Origin of the sequence: Phyllobacterium sp. LjRoot231 (genome assembly GCF_964253365.1) — a bacterium.
In the GTDB taxonomy this organism is placed as follows: Bacteria; Pseudomonadota; Alphaproteobacteria; order Rhizobiales; family Rhizobiaceae; genus Phyllobacterium.
The window spans coordinates 1,792,444-1,806,713 of record NZ_CAXUQT020000001.1; the positions used below are offsets into that span (position 1 = coordinate 1,792,444).

At 57.7% G+C, this 14,270-nt stretch carries 16 protein-coding genes; 11 read left to right on the plus strand and 5 right to left on the minus strand.

The genetic code is table 11. The features are described from left to right. From ACSQ3H_RS08745 to ACSQ3H_RS08790, 10 genes are all read left to right on the plus strand, one after another. Positions 1–1,098 carry an ABC transporter ATP-binding protein gene (locus ACSQ3H_RS08745; RefSeq protein ID WP_436116696.1) on the plus strand — a complete coding sequence of 366 codons (1,098 nt, stop codon included), beginning with the start codon at positions 1–3 and terminating at the stop codon, positions 1,096–1,098. Beyond that, positions 1,091–2,098: an ABC transporter ATP-binding protein gene (locus tag ACSQ3H_RS08750; RefSeq protein ID WP_436116697.1), complete on the plus strand. Its 1,008-nt coding sequence runs from the start codon at positions 1,091–1,093 to the stop codon at positions 2,096–2,098. Before ACSQ3H_RS08745 ends, ACSQ3H_RS08750 begins: the two co-directional genes overlap by 8 nt. Positions 2,099–2,164: 66 nt before the next feature. Beyond that, positions 2,165–3,844 carry a dihydroxyacetone kinase subunit DhaK gene (locus ACSQ3H_RS08755; RefSeq protein WP_436116698.1) on the plus strand — a complete coding sequence of 560 codons (1,680 nt, stop codon included), beginning with the start codon at positions 2,165–2,167 and terminating at the stop codon, positions 3,842–3,844. After that, positions 3,801–4,448: a dihydroxyacetone kinase subunit DhaL gene (gene dhaL / locus ACSQ3H_RS08760; RefSeq protein WP_436116699.1), complete on the plus strand. Its 648-nt coding sequence runs from the start codon at positions 3,801–3,803 to the stop codon at positions 4,446–4,448. The genes ACSQ3H_RS08755 and dhaL overlap by 44 nt, the downstream gene beginning before the upstream one ends. Further along, on the plus strand, positions 4,445–4,846 hold the full coding sequence (dhaM, locus tag ACSQ3H_RS08765) for a dihydroxyacetone kinase phosphoryl donor subunit DhaM (RefSeq protein ID WP_436116700.1): 402 nt from the start codon (positions 4,445–4,447) through the stop codon (positions 4,844–4,846). The genes dhaL and dhaM overlap by 4 nt, the downstream gene beginning before the upstream one ends. After that, on the plus strand, positions 4,843–5,187 hold the full coding sequence (locus ACSQ3H_RS08770; protein ID WP_436116701.1) for an HPr family phosphocarrier protein: 345 nt from the start codon (positions 4,843–4,845) through the stop codon (positions 5,185–5,187). The genes dhaM and ACSQ3H_RS08770 overlap by 4 nt, the downstream gene beginning before the upstream one ends. Positions 5,188–5,252: 65 nt before the next feature. Then, positions 5,253–5,663 (plus strand): hypothetical protein, encoded by a 411-nt coding sequence (locus ACSQ3H_RS08775; protein WP_436116702.1) that lies wholly within the window; start codon positions 5,253–5,255, stop codon positions 5,661–5,663. Positions 5,664–5,737: 74 nt separating this feature from the next. Continuing rightward, positions 5,738–6,742: a dihydroxyacetone kinase subunit DhaK gene (dhaK, locus tag ACSQ3H_RS08780; RefSeq protein WP_436116703.1), complete on the plus strand. Its 1,005-nt coding sequence runs from the start codon at positions 5,738–5,740 to the stop codon at positions 6,740–6,742. Positions 6,743–6,813: 71 nt separating this feature from the next. Beyond that, the gene (locus ACSQ3H_RS08785) at positions 6,814–7,158 is read left to right on the plus strand and encodes an ArsR/SmtB family transcription factor (RefSeq protein WP_436116704.1); all 345 of its coding nucleotides are present in this window, start codon (positions 6,814–6,816) and stop codon (positions 7,156–7,158) included. After that, positions 7,155–7,631 carry an SRPBCC family protein gene (locus ACSQ3H_RS08790; RefSeq protein ID WP_436116705.1) on the plus strand — a complete coding sequence of 159 codons (477 nt, stop codon included), beginning with the start codon at positions 7,155–7,157 and terminating at the stop codon, positions 7,629–7,631. The genes ACSQ3H_RS08785 and ACSQ3H_RS08790 overlap by 4 nt, the downstream gene beginning before the upstream one ends. 69 nt (positions 7,632–7,700) lie before the next feature. On the opposite strand, the gene ACSQ3H_RS08795 is transcribed toward ACSQ3H_RS08790, so the two are convergent. Beyond that, positions 7,701–8,348: an adenylate/guanylate cyclase domain-containing protein gene (locus ACSQ3H_RS08795; protein ID WP_436116706.1), complete on the minus strand. Its 648-nt coding sequence runs from the start codon at positions 8,346–8,348 to the stop codon at positions 7,701–7,703. A 545-nt stretch (positions 8,349–8,893) separates the two neighbouring features. Between ACSQ3H_RS08795 and ACSQ3H_RS08800 the strand changes: the two genes are divergently transcribed. Then, positions 8,894–10,495, plus strand: a complete 1,602-nt coding sequence (locus ACSQ3H_RS08800) for an FAD-dependent oxidoreductase (protein ID WP_436116707.1) — start codon at positions 8,894–8,896, stop codon at positions 10,493–10,495. A 21-nt stretch (positions 10,496–10,516) separates the two neighbouring features. On the opposite strand, the gene ACSQ3H_RS08805 is transcribed toward ACSQ3H_RS08800, so the two are convergent. From ACSQ3H_RS08805 to ACSQ3H_RS08820, 4 genes are all read right to left on the minus strand, one after another. After that, positions 10,517–12,712: a molybdopterin cofactor-binding domain-containing protein gene (locus tag ACSQ3H_RS08805; RefSeq protein WP_436116708.1), complete on the minus strand. Its 2,196-nt coding sequence runs from the start codon at positions 12,710–12,712 to the stop codon at positions 10,517–10,519. Positions 12,713–12,714: 2 nt separating this feature from the next. Next, positions 12,715–13,185 (minus strand): (2Fe-2S)-binding protein, encoded by a 471-nt coding sequence (locus tag ACSQ3H_RS08810; RefSeq protein WP_436116709.1) that lies wholly within the window; start codon positions 13,183–13,185, stop codon positions 12,715–12,717. A 179-nt stretch (positions 13,186–13,364) separates the two neighbouring features. Continuing rightward, on the minus strand, positions 13,365–13,772 hold the full coding sequence (locus ACSQ3H_RS08815) for a YkvA family protein (RefSeq protein ID WP_436116710.1): 408 nt from the start codon (positions 13,770–13,772) through the stop codon (positions 13,365–13,367). Positions 13,773–13,908: 136 nt separating this feature from the next. After that, positions 13,909–14,250, minus strand: a complete 342-nt coding sequence (locus ACSQ3H_RS08820; RefSeq protein WP_436116711.1) for a hypothetical protein — start codon at positions 14,248–14,250, stop codon at positions 13,909–13,911. Between the last annotated feature and the right edge of the window lie 20 nt (positions 14,251–14,270).

Below are 14,270 nucleotides of genomic sequence, written 5' to 3' on the forward strand. Positions count from 1 at the left end.
ATGGCAGAGATCAGAATAGAAAATCTGCGCAAGGAATTCGGTGCTTTCAGTGCTGTGGAGGATTCGAGCTTCGTTGTCCGCGATGGGGAGTTCCTGGCCCTGCTTGGCCCGTCGGGTTGCGGCAAGACAACGACACTGCGGATGATCGCGGGTCTTGAGCTGCCGACCAGCGGCAAGATCTTCCTTGGCGGTGAAGACGTCACCTTCAATCGAGCCAGGGAGCGGGATATTGCTTTTGTCTTCCAGCTCTTTGCGCTTTATCCGCACATGAATGTACGCAAGAACATAGCGTTTCCCCTGCTTGCTCAAGGCGTTGCCAAAACTGAAATCCGCTCTCGCGTCGAGGAGACGGCAAAGCTCTTGCAGATCGACCATATTCTTGACAGGTCGGTGTCGGGTCTGGCGGGCGGCGATCGTCAGCGCGTGGCGCTCGGAAGGGCCATTGTTCGCCGTCCGAAGTGCTTTTTGATGGATGAACCTCTTGGCACGCTGGATGCGGAATTCCGCGACCTTATGGTGCGCGAGCTACGCGAACTGCATAACCGGATCCATGCCACCACAGTCTACGTGACCCATGACCAGCTGGAAGCGATGGCGATGGCAGACAAGATCGCGGTGATGAACCACGGCATCATCGAGCAATTCGGTACGCCTCAGGAAATCTACAATCGTCCGGCGACCATGTATGTCGCGGATTTTATCGGCTCGCCGCCGATGAATTTCCTGCGGTTTACGTCTGGCCTGCAGAAGGGCGCGCGATCCGTTGTCGTCGATGGCGTGGATATTTCAGTGCCGGAAATCCATCAGGACCTTGCAGAAGGCGAGCTCGCGCTTGGGGTGCGTCCCGAAGATATAAGTTTCAGCGTTGCTTCGTCCTTGCGCGGTGCTGTTTTCGGCAGCGAGTACCACGGGACCAATCAGATCGTCGCCGTGGAGATGGGTAAGGGACTGGTCAAGGCGCGGGTGCCGGCCGACCAGAATTTCCGCATCGGCGAAACCGTGGGACTTGAACTCAACTACGACAAACTGTCCCTCTTCGACTGCACATCCGGCAGGGCCGTTCCGTCATCCCGCTATGCGGAGCATCATCATGGCTGAAGTCATCCTGCAAGGCATCAACAAGAATTTCGGTGAAACCCATGCCGTTTCCGATCTGGATCTGGTAGTCGCCGACGGGGAGTGCGTCGTCCTGCTTGGCCCCACCGGAGCCGGCAAGACCACCACGCTGCGCCTGATTGCCGGGCTGGAACGGCCGGATCGCGGCCGCGTCGTTATTGGTGGATATGATGTGGCAAGAGAAGCACCGGCCGGCCGCGATGTCGCGTTCGTGTTTCAGCAATATTCGCTCTATCCGCATCTGTCGGTCTACGACAACCTCGCTTTTCCCCTGCGGTCGCCGGCACGCCGTCTCGGCAAGGATGAGATCGACCGGCGGGTTCGGGAAGTTGCGCGGATGGTGCGCATCGATCACAAGCTCGAAAACCGTTCGACCCGGCTTTCGGGCGGCGAAATGCAACGTGTCGCCATCGGCCGGGCACTTGTACGCCGGCCCGCGATCTATCTCATGGACGAGCCACTTTCGTCGCTGGACGCCAAGTTGCGCGCCGATCTTCGGCTGGAACTGAAACGCATTCAGAAAGAGCTAGGATCAACGCTTCTCTACGTGACACATGATCAGATCGAAGCCATGACAATGGCCGATCGCATCGGCATTCTCACCGAGGGACGATTGGTACAGATCGGGACGCCACGCGAAATCTATAGCAATCCGGCGAATATTCATGTTGCTGCCCGCCTTGGGCAGCCGCACATCAATCTTTTTCCGGCGAACCTTTTGCCCGACAGCAGGGTCCCGGCAGGGACAAGAACGATCGGAGCGCGGACTGAACATCTGGACATAACGCTAGGCGGCGATGCCAATGCACACGTCGATTGGGTCGAACATCTGGGAGATCAGAATCACCTGCATATACGGGTCGGCGACTGCAAGCTGATCACCTTGGCCAACCCGCGTCTCCCGGTAAAACCAGGAGATCCGATTGGTCTTGCACTGAGGAATCCGCTCTATTTCGGTGCGGACGGGAACCGGGTGTTTTGAAGGATTGCCCGCGATCCGAATTGTTTGTTCAACACGCGTAAAAGGCGAAAAGACTGGAAAATGCCGATGAAACACTTTTTCAACCGCAGGGAAAACATCGTCACCGAGGCGCTGGATGGTCTTTTGTTGACGAGTCGTCCGGGAATGCTGGCGCGGCTGGATAGCTATCCGGATATCAAGGTGATCGTGCGTGCGGACTGGGATAAATCCAAGGTCGCCGTCGTATCCGGCGGCGGTGCGGGCCATGAGCCTTCCCATGCCGGGTTTGTCGGAAGGGGCATGCTCACGGCCGCCGTTTCGGGCGAAATTTTTGCCTCTCCCAGCGTCGATGCGGTTCTCACAGCGATCCGTGCCGTTACAGGTCCGAAAGGGTGCCTGCTGATCGTCAAGAATTACACCGGCGACCGGCTGAACTTCGGGCTCGCCGCTGAAAGGGCGCGCGCCGAGGGGTTCAAGGTGGAGATGGTCATTGTCGCCGATGACATCGCCCTTCCGGACCTTGCCCAGCCGCGCGGTGTGGCGGGTACGCTGTTCATTCACAAGATCGCAGGGTTTTTCGCCGAACGCGGCGATAACCTCGATGAGGTGGCAGCCTCCGCCGCGTCCGCGGCGGCCGAGATTGTTTCGCTGGGTGTTTCGCTGTCCACGTGCTCGATCCCGGGGCAGGTGCAGGAGCAGCGCCTCGGCGCCGACGAGGGCGAGCTTGGTCTTGGCATTCATGGCGAACCCGGGGTCGAACGTATCGCACTACAGGAGGCCGAGAAGATCGTCGCCATCATGGCGGAGCGCCTCGCGGCAGCTCTGCCGGGAACGGGTGAGTATGCGCTGTTGATCAATAATCTGGGCGCTGTGCCGCCGCTGGAAATGAGCCTCATTGCCCATGATGTTCTTGCGTCCTCGCTTGCCGATCGGGTGAAGCTGGTGATCGGGCCATCGCCGATGATGACGGCGCTCAACATGAACGGCTTTTCACTGTCGCTCATCCGGCTTGACGCAGAACGTGAGGTGGCACTTGCCTTTACCGTCGATCCTCACGCCTGGGTTTCGCCGGTTCTGCGTCATGGCCTGAATGTTCTTCCGGCGCCCAAGGTCCCGGTTGGAGAGGCCATTGCCGCGGCTAGTCGCGATCCGCTGGCGGAAGAAATGGTGACGGCCATCTGCCAGCATCTTATGTCGATGGAAACGGAACTCAATCGTCTGGATGCCCGTGCCGGTGACGGCGATACGGGATCGACAGTTGCTGCGGGCGCGCGGGGCGTCCTTGCCAAGATCAAGTCGTTGCCTCTTGCCGGCCGAGCGGAAACGCTTGCAGCGATCGGCGGTATCCTTGCGACAAGCATGGGGGGCTCGAGCGGTGTATTGCTCTCCATCTTTTTCACGGCCGCAGCAAAGGCAATGACCGAGACAGGCAATCTACCGGGTGCGCTGCTCGAAGGACTTGACCGCATGACTTTTTACGGCGGGGCCAAGCCGGGTGACAGAACCATGGTGGACGCGCTCGATCCGGCGTTGCGATCCCTGGCGGCAAGCGGGCTGCCTGACGCTGCTCGGGCGGCCGCTGCGGGTGCCAATGCCACCATGGCGATGACCAAAGCAAACGCCGGCCGCGCATCGTATGTGGGTGCAAGGGATCTCGCCGGTGTCGCTGATCCGGGAGCCATCGCTGTCGCTGCTGCTTTCGAAACTGCGGCAAAGGTGATCGATGGTAAAGTGGCGCGAGGGGAGGCTTCCTTCGTTGCAGACTGATCGGGAACTTATTCTGGGACTGATCGAAGCCTGCCACGAGGTCATCGTGATCCATGCTGATGACCTGTGTGAGCTCGATCGGGCCATCGGCGACGGGGATCATGGCACCAACATGCGGCGTGGTTGCGAGGCGGTGTATCTCGATCGGGAAAGGCTTTGCAGCCTGCCGCTGCCGCAGGCAATCGAGACAATCGGGATGACGCTTGTCATGAGCGTCGGCGGCGCTGCAGGGCCGCTTTACGGGACCTTGCTGATCGAGATCGGACGGCGGCTTAGCACCTGGGAAAACGAGACGGATTTCGCCACCATCCTTGGAGAGGCGGTCGATGCAGTGGCCCGGCGCGGGCGCGCTCATGCGGGTGACAAGACATTGCTCGACGTGCTTTACCCCGTTCAAACTGAAATGGTAAGGCAATCGGCCCTGATCAATATAGCCAAAAGGGCGGAGGTATCTGCTCAACTGACCGCTGACATGAAGGCGATGCGGGGACGTGCTTCGTTCCTTGGAGATCGTTCCATTGGCCATATCGATCCGGGGGCATCGAGCTGTGCTCTCCTGACGACAGCTATTTGCCGCTACCTGAAGGAGTATCGTCCGGCATGAAAGGCAAGAATGCAAATGTGGGAATTGTGATTGTTTCGCACTCGCCACTCGTGGCGAAAGGCACTGCCGATATGGTGCGCCAGATGGTTGGCGAGAGCGTGCCGCTTTCATGGTGCGGAGGCAATGCAGAAGGAGGTCTCGGCACCAACGCAGCGGGCATTCTTGAGGCTATAGAGGCAGCGTGGTCCGATCATGGAGTTGCGGTCTTCGTCGATCTCGGCGGTGCGGAGACCAACAGCGAAATGGCAATCGAAATGCTGGGCGAACCACGTTCCGGCATGGTCGTCGTCTGCAATGCACCCCTGGTCGAGGGCGCGGTCATTGCCGCGGCGGAAGCGTCCGGTGGGGCGCCGCTTGCAAAAGTGGTCGCCACAGCCGAGGAACTATCGCCCTCATGAGCGACAAGCAGGATGCGAGAATACAGGAGGCGGATCGCGTGACGGCGCAGCGGCAGACGGAAATCGAAGTCGTGCACGGGACCGGGTTGCATGCCCGGCCTTCCGTGATTTTCACCCGTCTTGCCAAATCCTTTCCCTGCACGATCGAGATAGAGGTGAACGGAAACAGCATCTGGCTCAATGGCAAAAGCATCGTAAAGGTTATGGGAGCCAAAATCCGGAAGGGTTCCGTCCTGAAAATCCGCGCCGACGGAATTGGTGCGGCGGAAGCGATCGCGGCATTGAAGGAACTGGTCGAACATAATTTCGACGAGGGAAAAATCGATGGCCGAAATGTTTAGATTGCGGGGTCATGTGAGGCTCGAGTTCAACGACGCTGACGGCACGCTGGCGGCGGAGAATTAAGATGGCGCGGGACGTTATGGAAGATCCCATTGTGGCCTACAAAACCATTCTGGCCCAGATCATCGACAATCGCCCTTCAGGAACCCGTCAGCGTCTGGCCACAGCGCTCGGCAAACACCGGAGTTTCGTTACCCAGATTACCAGCCCGGCCTATTCGACACCGCTACCGGCGCGCCACCTCGCGACGATTTTCAGGGTTTGCCACTTCAGCCCGGTGGAACAGGGGCGGTTTGTCGAAGCCTATCACGTTGCGCATCCGGGAAAATTGCCGGATTTCGGCAGTTCCGAAGGATTGAGGTCGCTATCCCTGATGGTCCCGGATCTTGGAGACGAGAAGAAAAATCGACTGGTGGACGAAGCGATTACAGATTTTATCCAGAAGATCGCAACGCTTTTGGGGAATTCAGATTAGCGTTATCCTCAGGATGGCCTGGTGGTAAGGTCAAGCGCCGCGCTTGAATAAGTCGATGCCAGTGGAGGGGCACGATGAAAAAATTCATGAACAAGGCTGCGTCCATGGTTGCCGAAAGCCTCGAAGGCTTCGTCTCGGCCCATGACCGTTTGGTCATGTTCGGTGCGGACCGGAAGTTTGTCAGACGGCGCCATCTTACGCCAGGAAAAGTTGCGATCATATCGGGTGGGGGAGCGGGCCATGAGCCAATGCATGTCGGCTTCGTGGGGCAAGGCATGCTGGATGCTGCCTGTACCGGACATATCTTTACCTCTCCGACGCCCGACCAGATTGTAGCCGCCATCGAAGAGACGGACACCGGAGCGGGGTGCCTGCTGATCGTCAAGAACTATGACGGCGATGTGATGAATTTCGAAATGGCCGCGGAGATTATGACAGGGCGGCACCGGATCGAGACTGTTATCATAAGCGACGATATCGCGGCCCATGGCGCGGCGCGAAGTTCTGGCCGCAGAGGTGTCGCCGGCACGCTCGTCGTCGAGAAAATTCTTGGAGCTGCCGCCGAGGCCGGAATGGATCTGGCCGGATTGAAGGCGCTTGGTGACCGGTTGACCATGCAAATACGCACAATGGGCGTCGCGCTCGGTGGCGTTACCGTTCCGGACACGGCACGTGCTACCTTCACACTGGAACCGGATGAGATGGAGGTCGGGGTCGGTATTCATGGCGAACCCGGACTTCATCGCGAGAAGATGGCTGATGCGAACACGATTGCCAGCATGGTCTGCAATACTATCCTCGCAGACATAGAGCTGCGAAATACTGACCGTGCATTGGTTCTGGTGAACGGCTTCGGGGGAACTCCGACGCCGGAACTCTACCTGATCTACAATGTCGTCCGTCGCCTTTTTGAAACCAAAGGCATCAGTGTCGCGAGATCACTGGTAGGAACCTATGTGACCTCGCTCGATATGGCCGGTCTCTCTGTCACCTTGGCGCTGCTTGACGAGGAAGGACTGCATCTTTGGGACAGTCCCGTTTCGACGGCTGCGTTGCAATGGAGCCTCGCGAAACTCTGAGTATTGCAACGGCTTTTGCGCCTCTGATAGTTAGCTCTTGCGCTAAGTGTTATGCCATGATACTTAGCCTTATGGAACAGTATTCAGATCAGCTAAACGGAATCTTCCAAGCGCTTGCCGACCCCACTCGCCGGGCCGTGCTGGGCCGCCTGGGGAAAGGCCCTGCAAGCATCAGCGACTTGGCAAGACCATTCGATATGGCTCTACCGTCCTTTATGAAGCACATCCATTTTCTCGAGGACAGCGGATTGATCCAGACGCGCAAGGAAGGTCGCGTGAGGACGTGTGTCATCGAGAAGAAACAGTTTGCTGCGGTCGATGCGTGGTTGTCCGGACAACGCGCCCTCTGGGAAGGCCGCACCGACAGGCTTGAGCAGTTTGTCGCCACCGCCCGCACAAAGGAAAAATCAAAATGATCCCATCTTCAAATCCAGATCTCGACCTGACGATATCCCGGGTCATCAAGGCACCTCGATCAGTTGTTTGGAGCGCCTGGACGAATCCAGAGAGCTTCGAACAATGGTGGATTCCAGCGCCGGCCAAATGCAAGGTTTCGGAGATGGACCTCCGTCCCGGCGGCGCATTCGTGACCCAGATCAGCGAGAACGGCGGCGATTTCATGCCGCATCTGAGCGGCTGTTTTCTCGCCCTCGATGATCTCGAACGGATCGTCTTCACAAATTCTCTGGTCGGCGGATGGAGACCTGCAGAACAGCCATTCATGACGGCTATCATTACGTTACAGGATCATCCCCTCGGCACCGACTACGTCGCCCACGTGATGCACAAGAACAACGCCGATCGAAACACGCACGAAGAATTGGGCTTTTACGACGGTTGGGGCACCGTCGCGGAGCAACTCGCCAAACTCGTAGAGCGACAATCGTAACGGAGAGGGGCCAGCACGTGCGACCCCGACATGTCTGCCAGGCGCCAGCCAGCGAAAACCTCCGGAACATCACACGGCAATGCGGATCGGAAGTGATCCCGCTCGGTCACGAACCTTGATTGTTACCGATGGGCAGAAACGGCTGGGGCCAACTTCGAATGGAGTGCGTGAATACGCCGTCGATACCAGCTCATCCGAGGCAATCAGATCAGTTGAATAGGTTCTCGTCATCTGCTCAAGGCGGCTTGCGGTATTGACCGTATCGCCAAACACGCTCATTCGGCTTTCGCCAGGAATACGGCCAAGGACAACCGGGCCAGCATGAACGCCGATGCCAATATTCAGCGCCTGTCTCGATGAAAAATCTTCGTTGTTCCAGGCTCTCATCGTCTCGAGCATCGCAAACCCGCATCGAAGCGCCTTCGTCGTTACAATGGAGGGTTCTCCACACCACGCGGCCATGACTTCATCTCCGGCCTTGGTTGTAACGGTTTGCGCATAGCTTGAAATGACCCGTGCCATCCGCTGATGAAATACAGACAGGGTGTGGAACGCCGTGGATAGATCAACGGACTGGCAAAAGCGCGTGAAGCCTTTGATGTCTGCAAAAAGTACGGCGGCGTAAACCACCTTCACGTCCGGGCTATCATCAAGTTGAGATATCGTTGGATAACTGAGCGGGTATTTGTGTTCGCTCATTGAATTTTCGGTCTGCATTCTCAACATCCTTCATTTACGAAGCAGCTAACGAGGCCGTTTGCTATCTCCTGGATGCTAGGCGCAAGGTGTCGCACAGTTTTGTCTGAATTGGAGATTTTTCAGGGCAAAAGATAACGGTTTGGTGTTTCGACACATCTCGAAGTGTCGGACTTTGCACTGTCTTGATTGCGTCGATCGGAGGAGGATTCGCCGATGAACAGCCCGAACCCTCACCAGTTTCCGGTTATGCAGTCAATCAAACGTCGTTGCAGCCAGCAACCGTTCAAATCTGCCGTAATGAAAATTCGACGCTGAACCGGACCATAGGGTATCCGCTGAAACATAAACTCCATGCCTCGCTTTAGCGGGGAGCGGTTTCACGAGGCGACGCGGGGTGACCAAAGCGAACAACACATCACCTTTGGACTATAAATAGCAATCAAATGACGGGGGTGTTCCACCAAAAGACTGCGCCGGCTACCCAACGCGGCGCATTTTTCTCAGGCCGGTTCTAACGCATGATTACAAGAGTACTCCAGGGGGAAGGGGGCCTTGTAACGCCAATGTTTATCGATGCCAGAGAATTTCCAAGCGGGTCTGTTCTGGATGCAGAAATCTGCATCATCGGCGGCGGAGTCGCGGGTATCACACTTGCTCTCGAATTTGCGCGACGCGGCATTGAGACATGCGTCCTTGAAGGCGGCGGGCTCAAATTTAATTCTGCATCGCAAGCCCTCTACCGGAGCGAAAATGTTGGCCTCGCTTACGATCTTCATGCCAGCAGGACGCGGCAATTGGGCGGTAGCTCCAATTGCTGGGGTGGCTGGATACGTCCGTTTATAGACATTGATTTCGAGCGAAGGGATTGGGTACCAAACAGCGGCTGGCCGTTCGATCTGACTGAGGTCGAACAGTTCTATCACCGTGCAAACGACCTTGTTAAGGTCAATGACCACAGCTTTGAACCGCAATTCTGGCGCGAACACCTTTCCGTCAAACAGGTTCAGCTGCTGGAGCTGAACGATGGGTCGCTTGAGACAATCGTGAGCAAGTTTAGCCCGCCGGCGCGCTTTGGCCGCGACTATCATGCATCTCTGGCGGCGGCCCGGACGACGAAGGTGCTGCTCAACGCCAACGTGACCGAGATCGCGACGAACGATGACGCCACTACCGTGACAGGCGTCCACGTCGCAACCTCGACACAGAAGACTTTTTTCGTGCGGGCGAAACGTACGATTCTTGCCGCGGGCGGAGTCGAAAATGCCCGCCTCATGCTGCTTTCCAACAAGGTTGCCCAACAGGGACTCGGCAACCAGCATGACGTGGTCGGCCGCTATTTCATGGAACACCCGCGCATCCGCCACGGACAGATGATACCGTCAAGCAATGCAACCGCTTTCCGCTTTTACGATGCACGGCATACCTATCACAATCCCGAGCTTGCGGTGGATGGTACCAGCGCCAGTGCACATTTCGGGTTGGCCGAACAGGTTCAGCGGCATGAAAAATTGGTCCAGTGCCGCACCTATTTCCGCGCGTGCCGGGCGGGGGAAGACAGCGACGTTACCGAGCGCTTCCATGAACTTTACAGCGCCATTCGGTTAAAGAACTACCGCGACATCAAGTTGAGAACGTTTGCGACCGTTGCGCGTGGCAGCCCAAATCTGATGGCGTCGTTGCTCTACAGGAGGCTGAAGCTCGCTGCGAAATCGGATTATTTCCAGATCGAGAGTGTCGTTGAACCGGTTCCGGACCGGGAGAGCCGTGTCACCCTTTCGCGGCAACGCGACGGCCTGGGCCTCAACCGGGCCGAGCTGAATTGGCGGGTTGGCGATCTGGAAAAACGTACCCATTTGCGAATGCTGGGATTGATGAAGAGCCAGCTCGAAGCTTCGGGTATGGGGCGTGTTGATCTGGAGCAGGCAGACACAGGGCTGCAGCTTCCGATTATTGGCTGCAATCATCACATGGGAACTACGCGTATTCATGCTGACCCGCGCCTTGGTGTGGTGGACAAGAATTGCAAAGTCCACGGCATGCACAATCTGCACATCGCTGGCAGTTCGGTCTTCCCGACATGTGGCAATGATATGCCGACTTTGACAATTGTCGCCCTGACTCTGCGTCTTGCCGATCACATCAAGGCTCAGTATGGTTTCGCCTAGCACCTCGCACCGCGCGTCCTTTTATCCCGACTTTAACTGAGATGCATCGATCGGCATCTTGCGCAAGCGCTTTCCCGTGGCAGCGAAGATGGCATTGCTGACTGCCGGAACGATTGCCGACGTTCCCGGCTCGCCCATGCCGCCCGGTGCCTCGTTGCTCTCGACGATGTGGACCTCAATCGTGGGCGCCTCGTTCATCCGCAGGATCTGGTAGGTGTCAAAATTCGATTGTTCGACACGCCCGTCCTTGAGGGTGATCTCGCCATAGAGCGCCGCCGTGATGCCAAAGTTCACAGCACCCTCGACCTGCGCACGCACGATATCGGGATTAACGACCGTGCCGCAGTCGACCGCGCAGACAACCCGCCGGACGCGAACGCTACCATCCTTCGATACCTCGACCTCGGCAACATGTGCCATGTAGGACCCGAAGACGGACTGGACTGACACACCGCGGCCGCTCCCTTGCGGCAGCGTGCTTCCCCATCCCGCTTTTTCTGCAGCCAATGCCAGGACAGCTTTGGCGCGAGGGGCGCCTTCGAGCAGCGCTGACCGGTATTCGACCGGGTCTTTCTTCGCTGCGGCAGCAAGTTCGTCGATAAAGCTTTCGACAACAAAAATGTTGTGCGACGGCCCGACGCTGCGCCAGAAAGCCGTCGGGATAGCCGGGGGCTCAACCCGTGTATATTCGACGTGCATATTCGGAAACGTGTAGACAGCATTGGCCGCGCCATCGACGGTTTCGGGGTCGAAGCCGTTCTGAAACGCTGGCGGCAACCATCTCGCCAGGATAGACGAGCCGGCGAGGTGATGGTTCCACGCGACAGGCATGCCCTGCGCATCCAGGCCCGCCGAGAACCGGTCGAAGAAGAAGGGCCGGTACATATCGTGCTGGATGTCTTCCTCGCGGGTCCATACGACTTTGACCGGACCGTCCACTTGCCTGGCGATCTGCACGGCACGGGTGACGCCATCGATCTCCAGCCGGCGGCCGAAGCCGCCGCCGATCAAATGATTGTGCACCACGACCTTGTCCAGCGGCAGCCCGGTGACCGCGGCAGCGGTCGCTTGAGCGCGCGCGATGACCTGGTTTCCGACCCAGACTTCGCAAGAATCCTTGCGAACGTGTACGGTACAATTCATCGGTTCGAGTGCCGCATGGGCAAGAAATGGAACGTGGTAGGTCGCATCGATCTTGGTCACAGCGCCTTGCATCGCCTTGGCGACATCGCCGATGTTTTGGACAACAGCTCCGGGGGTCAGCGTCGCCTGTTCCAGTTCGTGCAGGATGTCGTCAGTGCTGAGCTTGGCGTGAGGTCCGTCATCCCATTCGATCGTGAGGGCAGCAAGCCCCTTCTTCGCCGCTCCCATGTGGTCGGCCACCACAGCAACGGCATCGTCGAGACGCACGATCTGACGTACTCCCTTGACGGCCTTTGCCGCGGTATCGTCCACGCTCTTCACGCGTCCGCCAAAGACTGGAGACTGCGCGAGCGTCGCGAACTTCAAATCCGGCAGTTTGACATCTATGCCGTAGATGGCCGTGCCATTGACCTTTGCCGGTGTGTCCAACCGCTTCGCTGGAGTACCAATAAGTTTGAAATCCTCGCGGCGTTTGAGAGGCACGTTTTCTGGAACGCTCTGCAGCGCGGCATCAGCTGCGAGATCGCCATATTTCGCGCGGCGCTGCGTGGCTGAATGAAGCACTTCGCCGTTTTCTGCGGTACATGACGAGGGGTCGACCCCCCATCGTTTGGCTGCCGCCGCGACCAGCATGATTCTCGCCGTCGCACCTGCCTGGCGCATGGGCTGCCAAACCGCACGCATCGTGGTCGAGCCGCCAGTCGCCTGCACACCGCCGACGAGCGGATTTCCGTAGAGGTGTTCGTTTGGAGGAGCGTGTTCCAACTGCACCTGCGACAGGCTCACTTCGAGCTCTTCGGCGATCAGCATCGGGACGGAGGTATACGTACCCTGGCCCATCTCCACATAGGGCATGGTCAGGATCACCGTACCGTCTCCATCAATCCGGATGAAGGCGTTCGGCGCAAAGCTGCCAGCCGCAGCCTCGGCGTTGCTCGTTGCCACGGGGAGGTTCAGTCCGAGCAGGAAGCCACCACCGGCAGCTGTACTCACTTGCAGGAATTGGCGGCGGGAAAGCCCGCTTTTTTCCACCGGTTCAGGTCCGGTCAGGAAGTTCAAGCGATCGAGGATCATGATCAACCTCCCTGACTTGCCGTTTTGGCGGCGTGCTTGATGGCTTCCCGAATGCGAACATAGGTGCCGCACCGGCAGATATTCCCGGCCATCGCATCGTCGATATCGCTATCGCTCGGATGTGGATTATCGGCGATCAATGCCGAAGCCGACATGATCTGGCCCGACTGGCAGTAACCGCATTGAACAACCTCCAGATCAAGCCAGGCCTTCTGGATGTTTGCGCCCGCTGATGTCGCGCCGATCGCCTCGATCGTCGTAACCTCGGACGTACCGATGCTATCGATCGTCGTGATGCAGGAGCGTGTGGCTACGCCGTCGATATGGACCGTGCAGGCACCGCATAGCGCCATGCCACAGCCAAATTTTGTGCCGGTCATGCCGAGCACGTCACGCAGGACCCACAAGAGCGGAGTGTCATCGTCGACGTCGACACTTCGGTCGACCCCGTTGATCTTGATTGTGGTGGCCATGTTCGTCGAGCCCTTTTGCTATTGCCGGGGATGGGGCGCCGCCCTGGTCCGAGGGGCCGCGCGCACCTAACTCGATCTTAGGCGTTCGGCGGGTGGCGCAAAGGTCATTTATGCACCTTTTTAGGACATTCCAGAATGCCACGCCTCCATATCCAGCTAATATGGATGTACGAGGCACCTCACGAGGACCTTCGCCACGACAAAAAGAGCCAAAGAGTGAAAGCTGCGGCACAAATCCATACGATGACGATCGCAATTGCTGCACCCAGACTGGTGGGACGGCCATCCATAGCAGCTGCGGTGTGCCGGTATTCGGCCATAATTTCCGGTGGGATCATTCGGACAACCAGCAGGATACCGAGGGGCACCAGAATAATATCGTCCAGATAGCCGATGACCGGGATAAAGTCGGGAATTAGATCGATCGGCGACAAGGCGTAGGCTGCTACAACGAAGGCAAGCGCCTTGGCATACCAAGGCGTGCGTCTGTCGCGCGCAGCGAAATAGAGCGCATGGACATCTCGCTTGATGCTTTTGGCCCAGCGTCGCAGTTGTTCAAACCATCCTGAATGGTGGGCAGTGGTCATTTCGTTCATCCTGATTCAGGAGGTGGGGCTGACAACTCATGGACGGGAGGTACGTTGTCCGCAAAGGGTGGCGGGGCTCTTTTTGTTCCATTAGAAGGCACGGCTATGGTTGGCGACAATACCCGAACGAAGCTGCTTAGCACCCTTTGCTGTAGAAGAATTTTTCCACGGCTCCAAATGCGTCATTGGAATACTCTTTAGGATTGAGATCACTGATTACATCGGGAAGCGCAGTATTCGCGTTTGTGTTATCGATGAAGTTTTGAAGGAAAGTACAGTGCTTGTTTTCACGAGCAATACGCAAGGCGATGGCCTCGACAAATCCGACACAGTATCCATATTGCAGCGGATCTTTTGCGTTCCGGCACATCTCTTGAAGCTTAACGAATGTCGGCGCTTTAGCGAGCGCGAGGTTGCCGAAGCACGGTAGAAACAGGGCTAAGGCTAGTGAACCGGCAGAAAATCGTCGTGTTTTCATCGCACCTGCTCCCTGATACT

Excerpts from the sequence above, each read along its gene's own strand:
- ACSQ3H_RS08745 (WP_436116696.1), top strand. The coding sequence starts at position 1 with ATGGCAGAGATCAGAATAGAAAATCTGCGCAAGGAATTCGGTGCTTTC.
- ACSQ3H_RS08750 (WP_436116697.1), top strand. The coding sequence starts at position 1,091 with ATGGCTGAAGTCATCCTGCAAGGCATCAACAAGAATTTCGGTGAAACC.
- ACSQ3H_RS08755 (WP_436116698.1), top strand. The coding sequence starts at position 2,165 with ATGAAACACTTTTTCAACCGCAGGGAAAACATCGTCACCGAGGCGCTG.
- dhaL (WP_436116699.1), top strand. The coding sequence starts at position 3,801 with ATGGTAAAGTGGCGCGAGGGGAGGCTTCCTTCGTTGCAGACTGATCGG.
- dhaM (WP_436116700.1), top strand. The coding sequence starts at position 4,445 with ATGAAAGGCAAGAATGCAAATGTGGGAATTGTGATTGTTTCGCACTCG.
- ACSQ3H_RS08770 (WP_436116701.1), top strand. The coding sequence starts at position 4,843 with ATGAGCGACAAGCAGGATGCGAGAATACAGGAGGCGGATCGCGTGACG.
- ACSQ3H_RS08775 (WP_436116702.1), top strand. The coding sequence starts at position 5,253 with ATGGCGCGGGACGTTATGGAAGATCCCATTGTGGCCTACAAAACCATT.
- dhaK (WP_436116703.1), top strand. The coding sequence starts at position 5,738 with ATGAAAAAATTCATGAACAAGGCTGCGTCCATGGTTGCCGAAAGCCTC.
- ACSQ3H_RS08785 (WP_436116704.1), top strand. The coding sequence starts at position 6,814 with ATGGAACAGTATTCAGATCAGCTAAACGGAATCTTCCAAGCGCTTGCC.
- ACSQ3H_RS08790 (WP_436116705.1), top strand. The coding sequence starts at position 7,155 with ATGATCCCATCTTCAAATCCAGATCTCGACCTGACGATATCCCGGGTC.
- ACSQ3H_RS08795 (WP_436116706.1), bottom strand. The coding sequence starts at position 8,348 with ATGCAGACCGAAAATTCAATGAGCGAACACAAATACCCGCTCAGTTAT.
- ACSQ3H_RS08800 (WP_436116707.1), top strand. The coding sequence starts at position 8,894 with ATGTTTATCGATGCCAGAGAATTTCCAAGCGGGTCTGTTCTGGATGCA.
- ACSQ3H_RS08805 (WP_436116708.1), bottom strand. The coding sequence starts at position 12,712 with ATGATCCTCGATCGCTTGAACTTCCTGACCGGACCTGAACCGGTGGAA.
- ACSQ3H_RS08810 (WP_436116709.1), bottom strand. The coding sequence starts at position 13,185 with ATGGCCACCACAATCAAGATCAACGGGGTCGACCGAAGTGTCGACGTC.
- ACSQ3H_RS08815 (WP_436116710.1), bottom strand. The coding sequence starts at position 13,772 with ATGACCACTGCCCACCATTCAGGATGGTTTGAACAACTGCGACGCTGG.
- ACSQ3H_RS08820 (WP_436116711.1), bottom strand. The coding sequence starts at position 14,250 with ATGAAAACACGACGATTTTCTGCCGGTTCACTAGCCTTAGCCCTGTTT.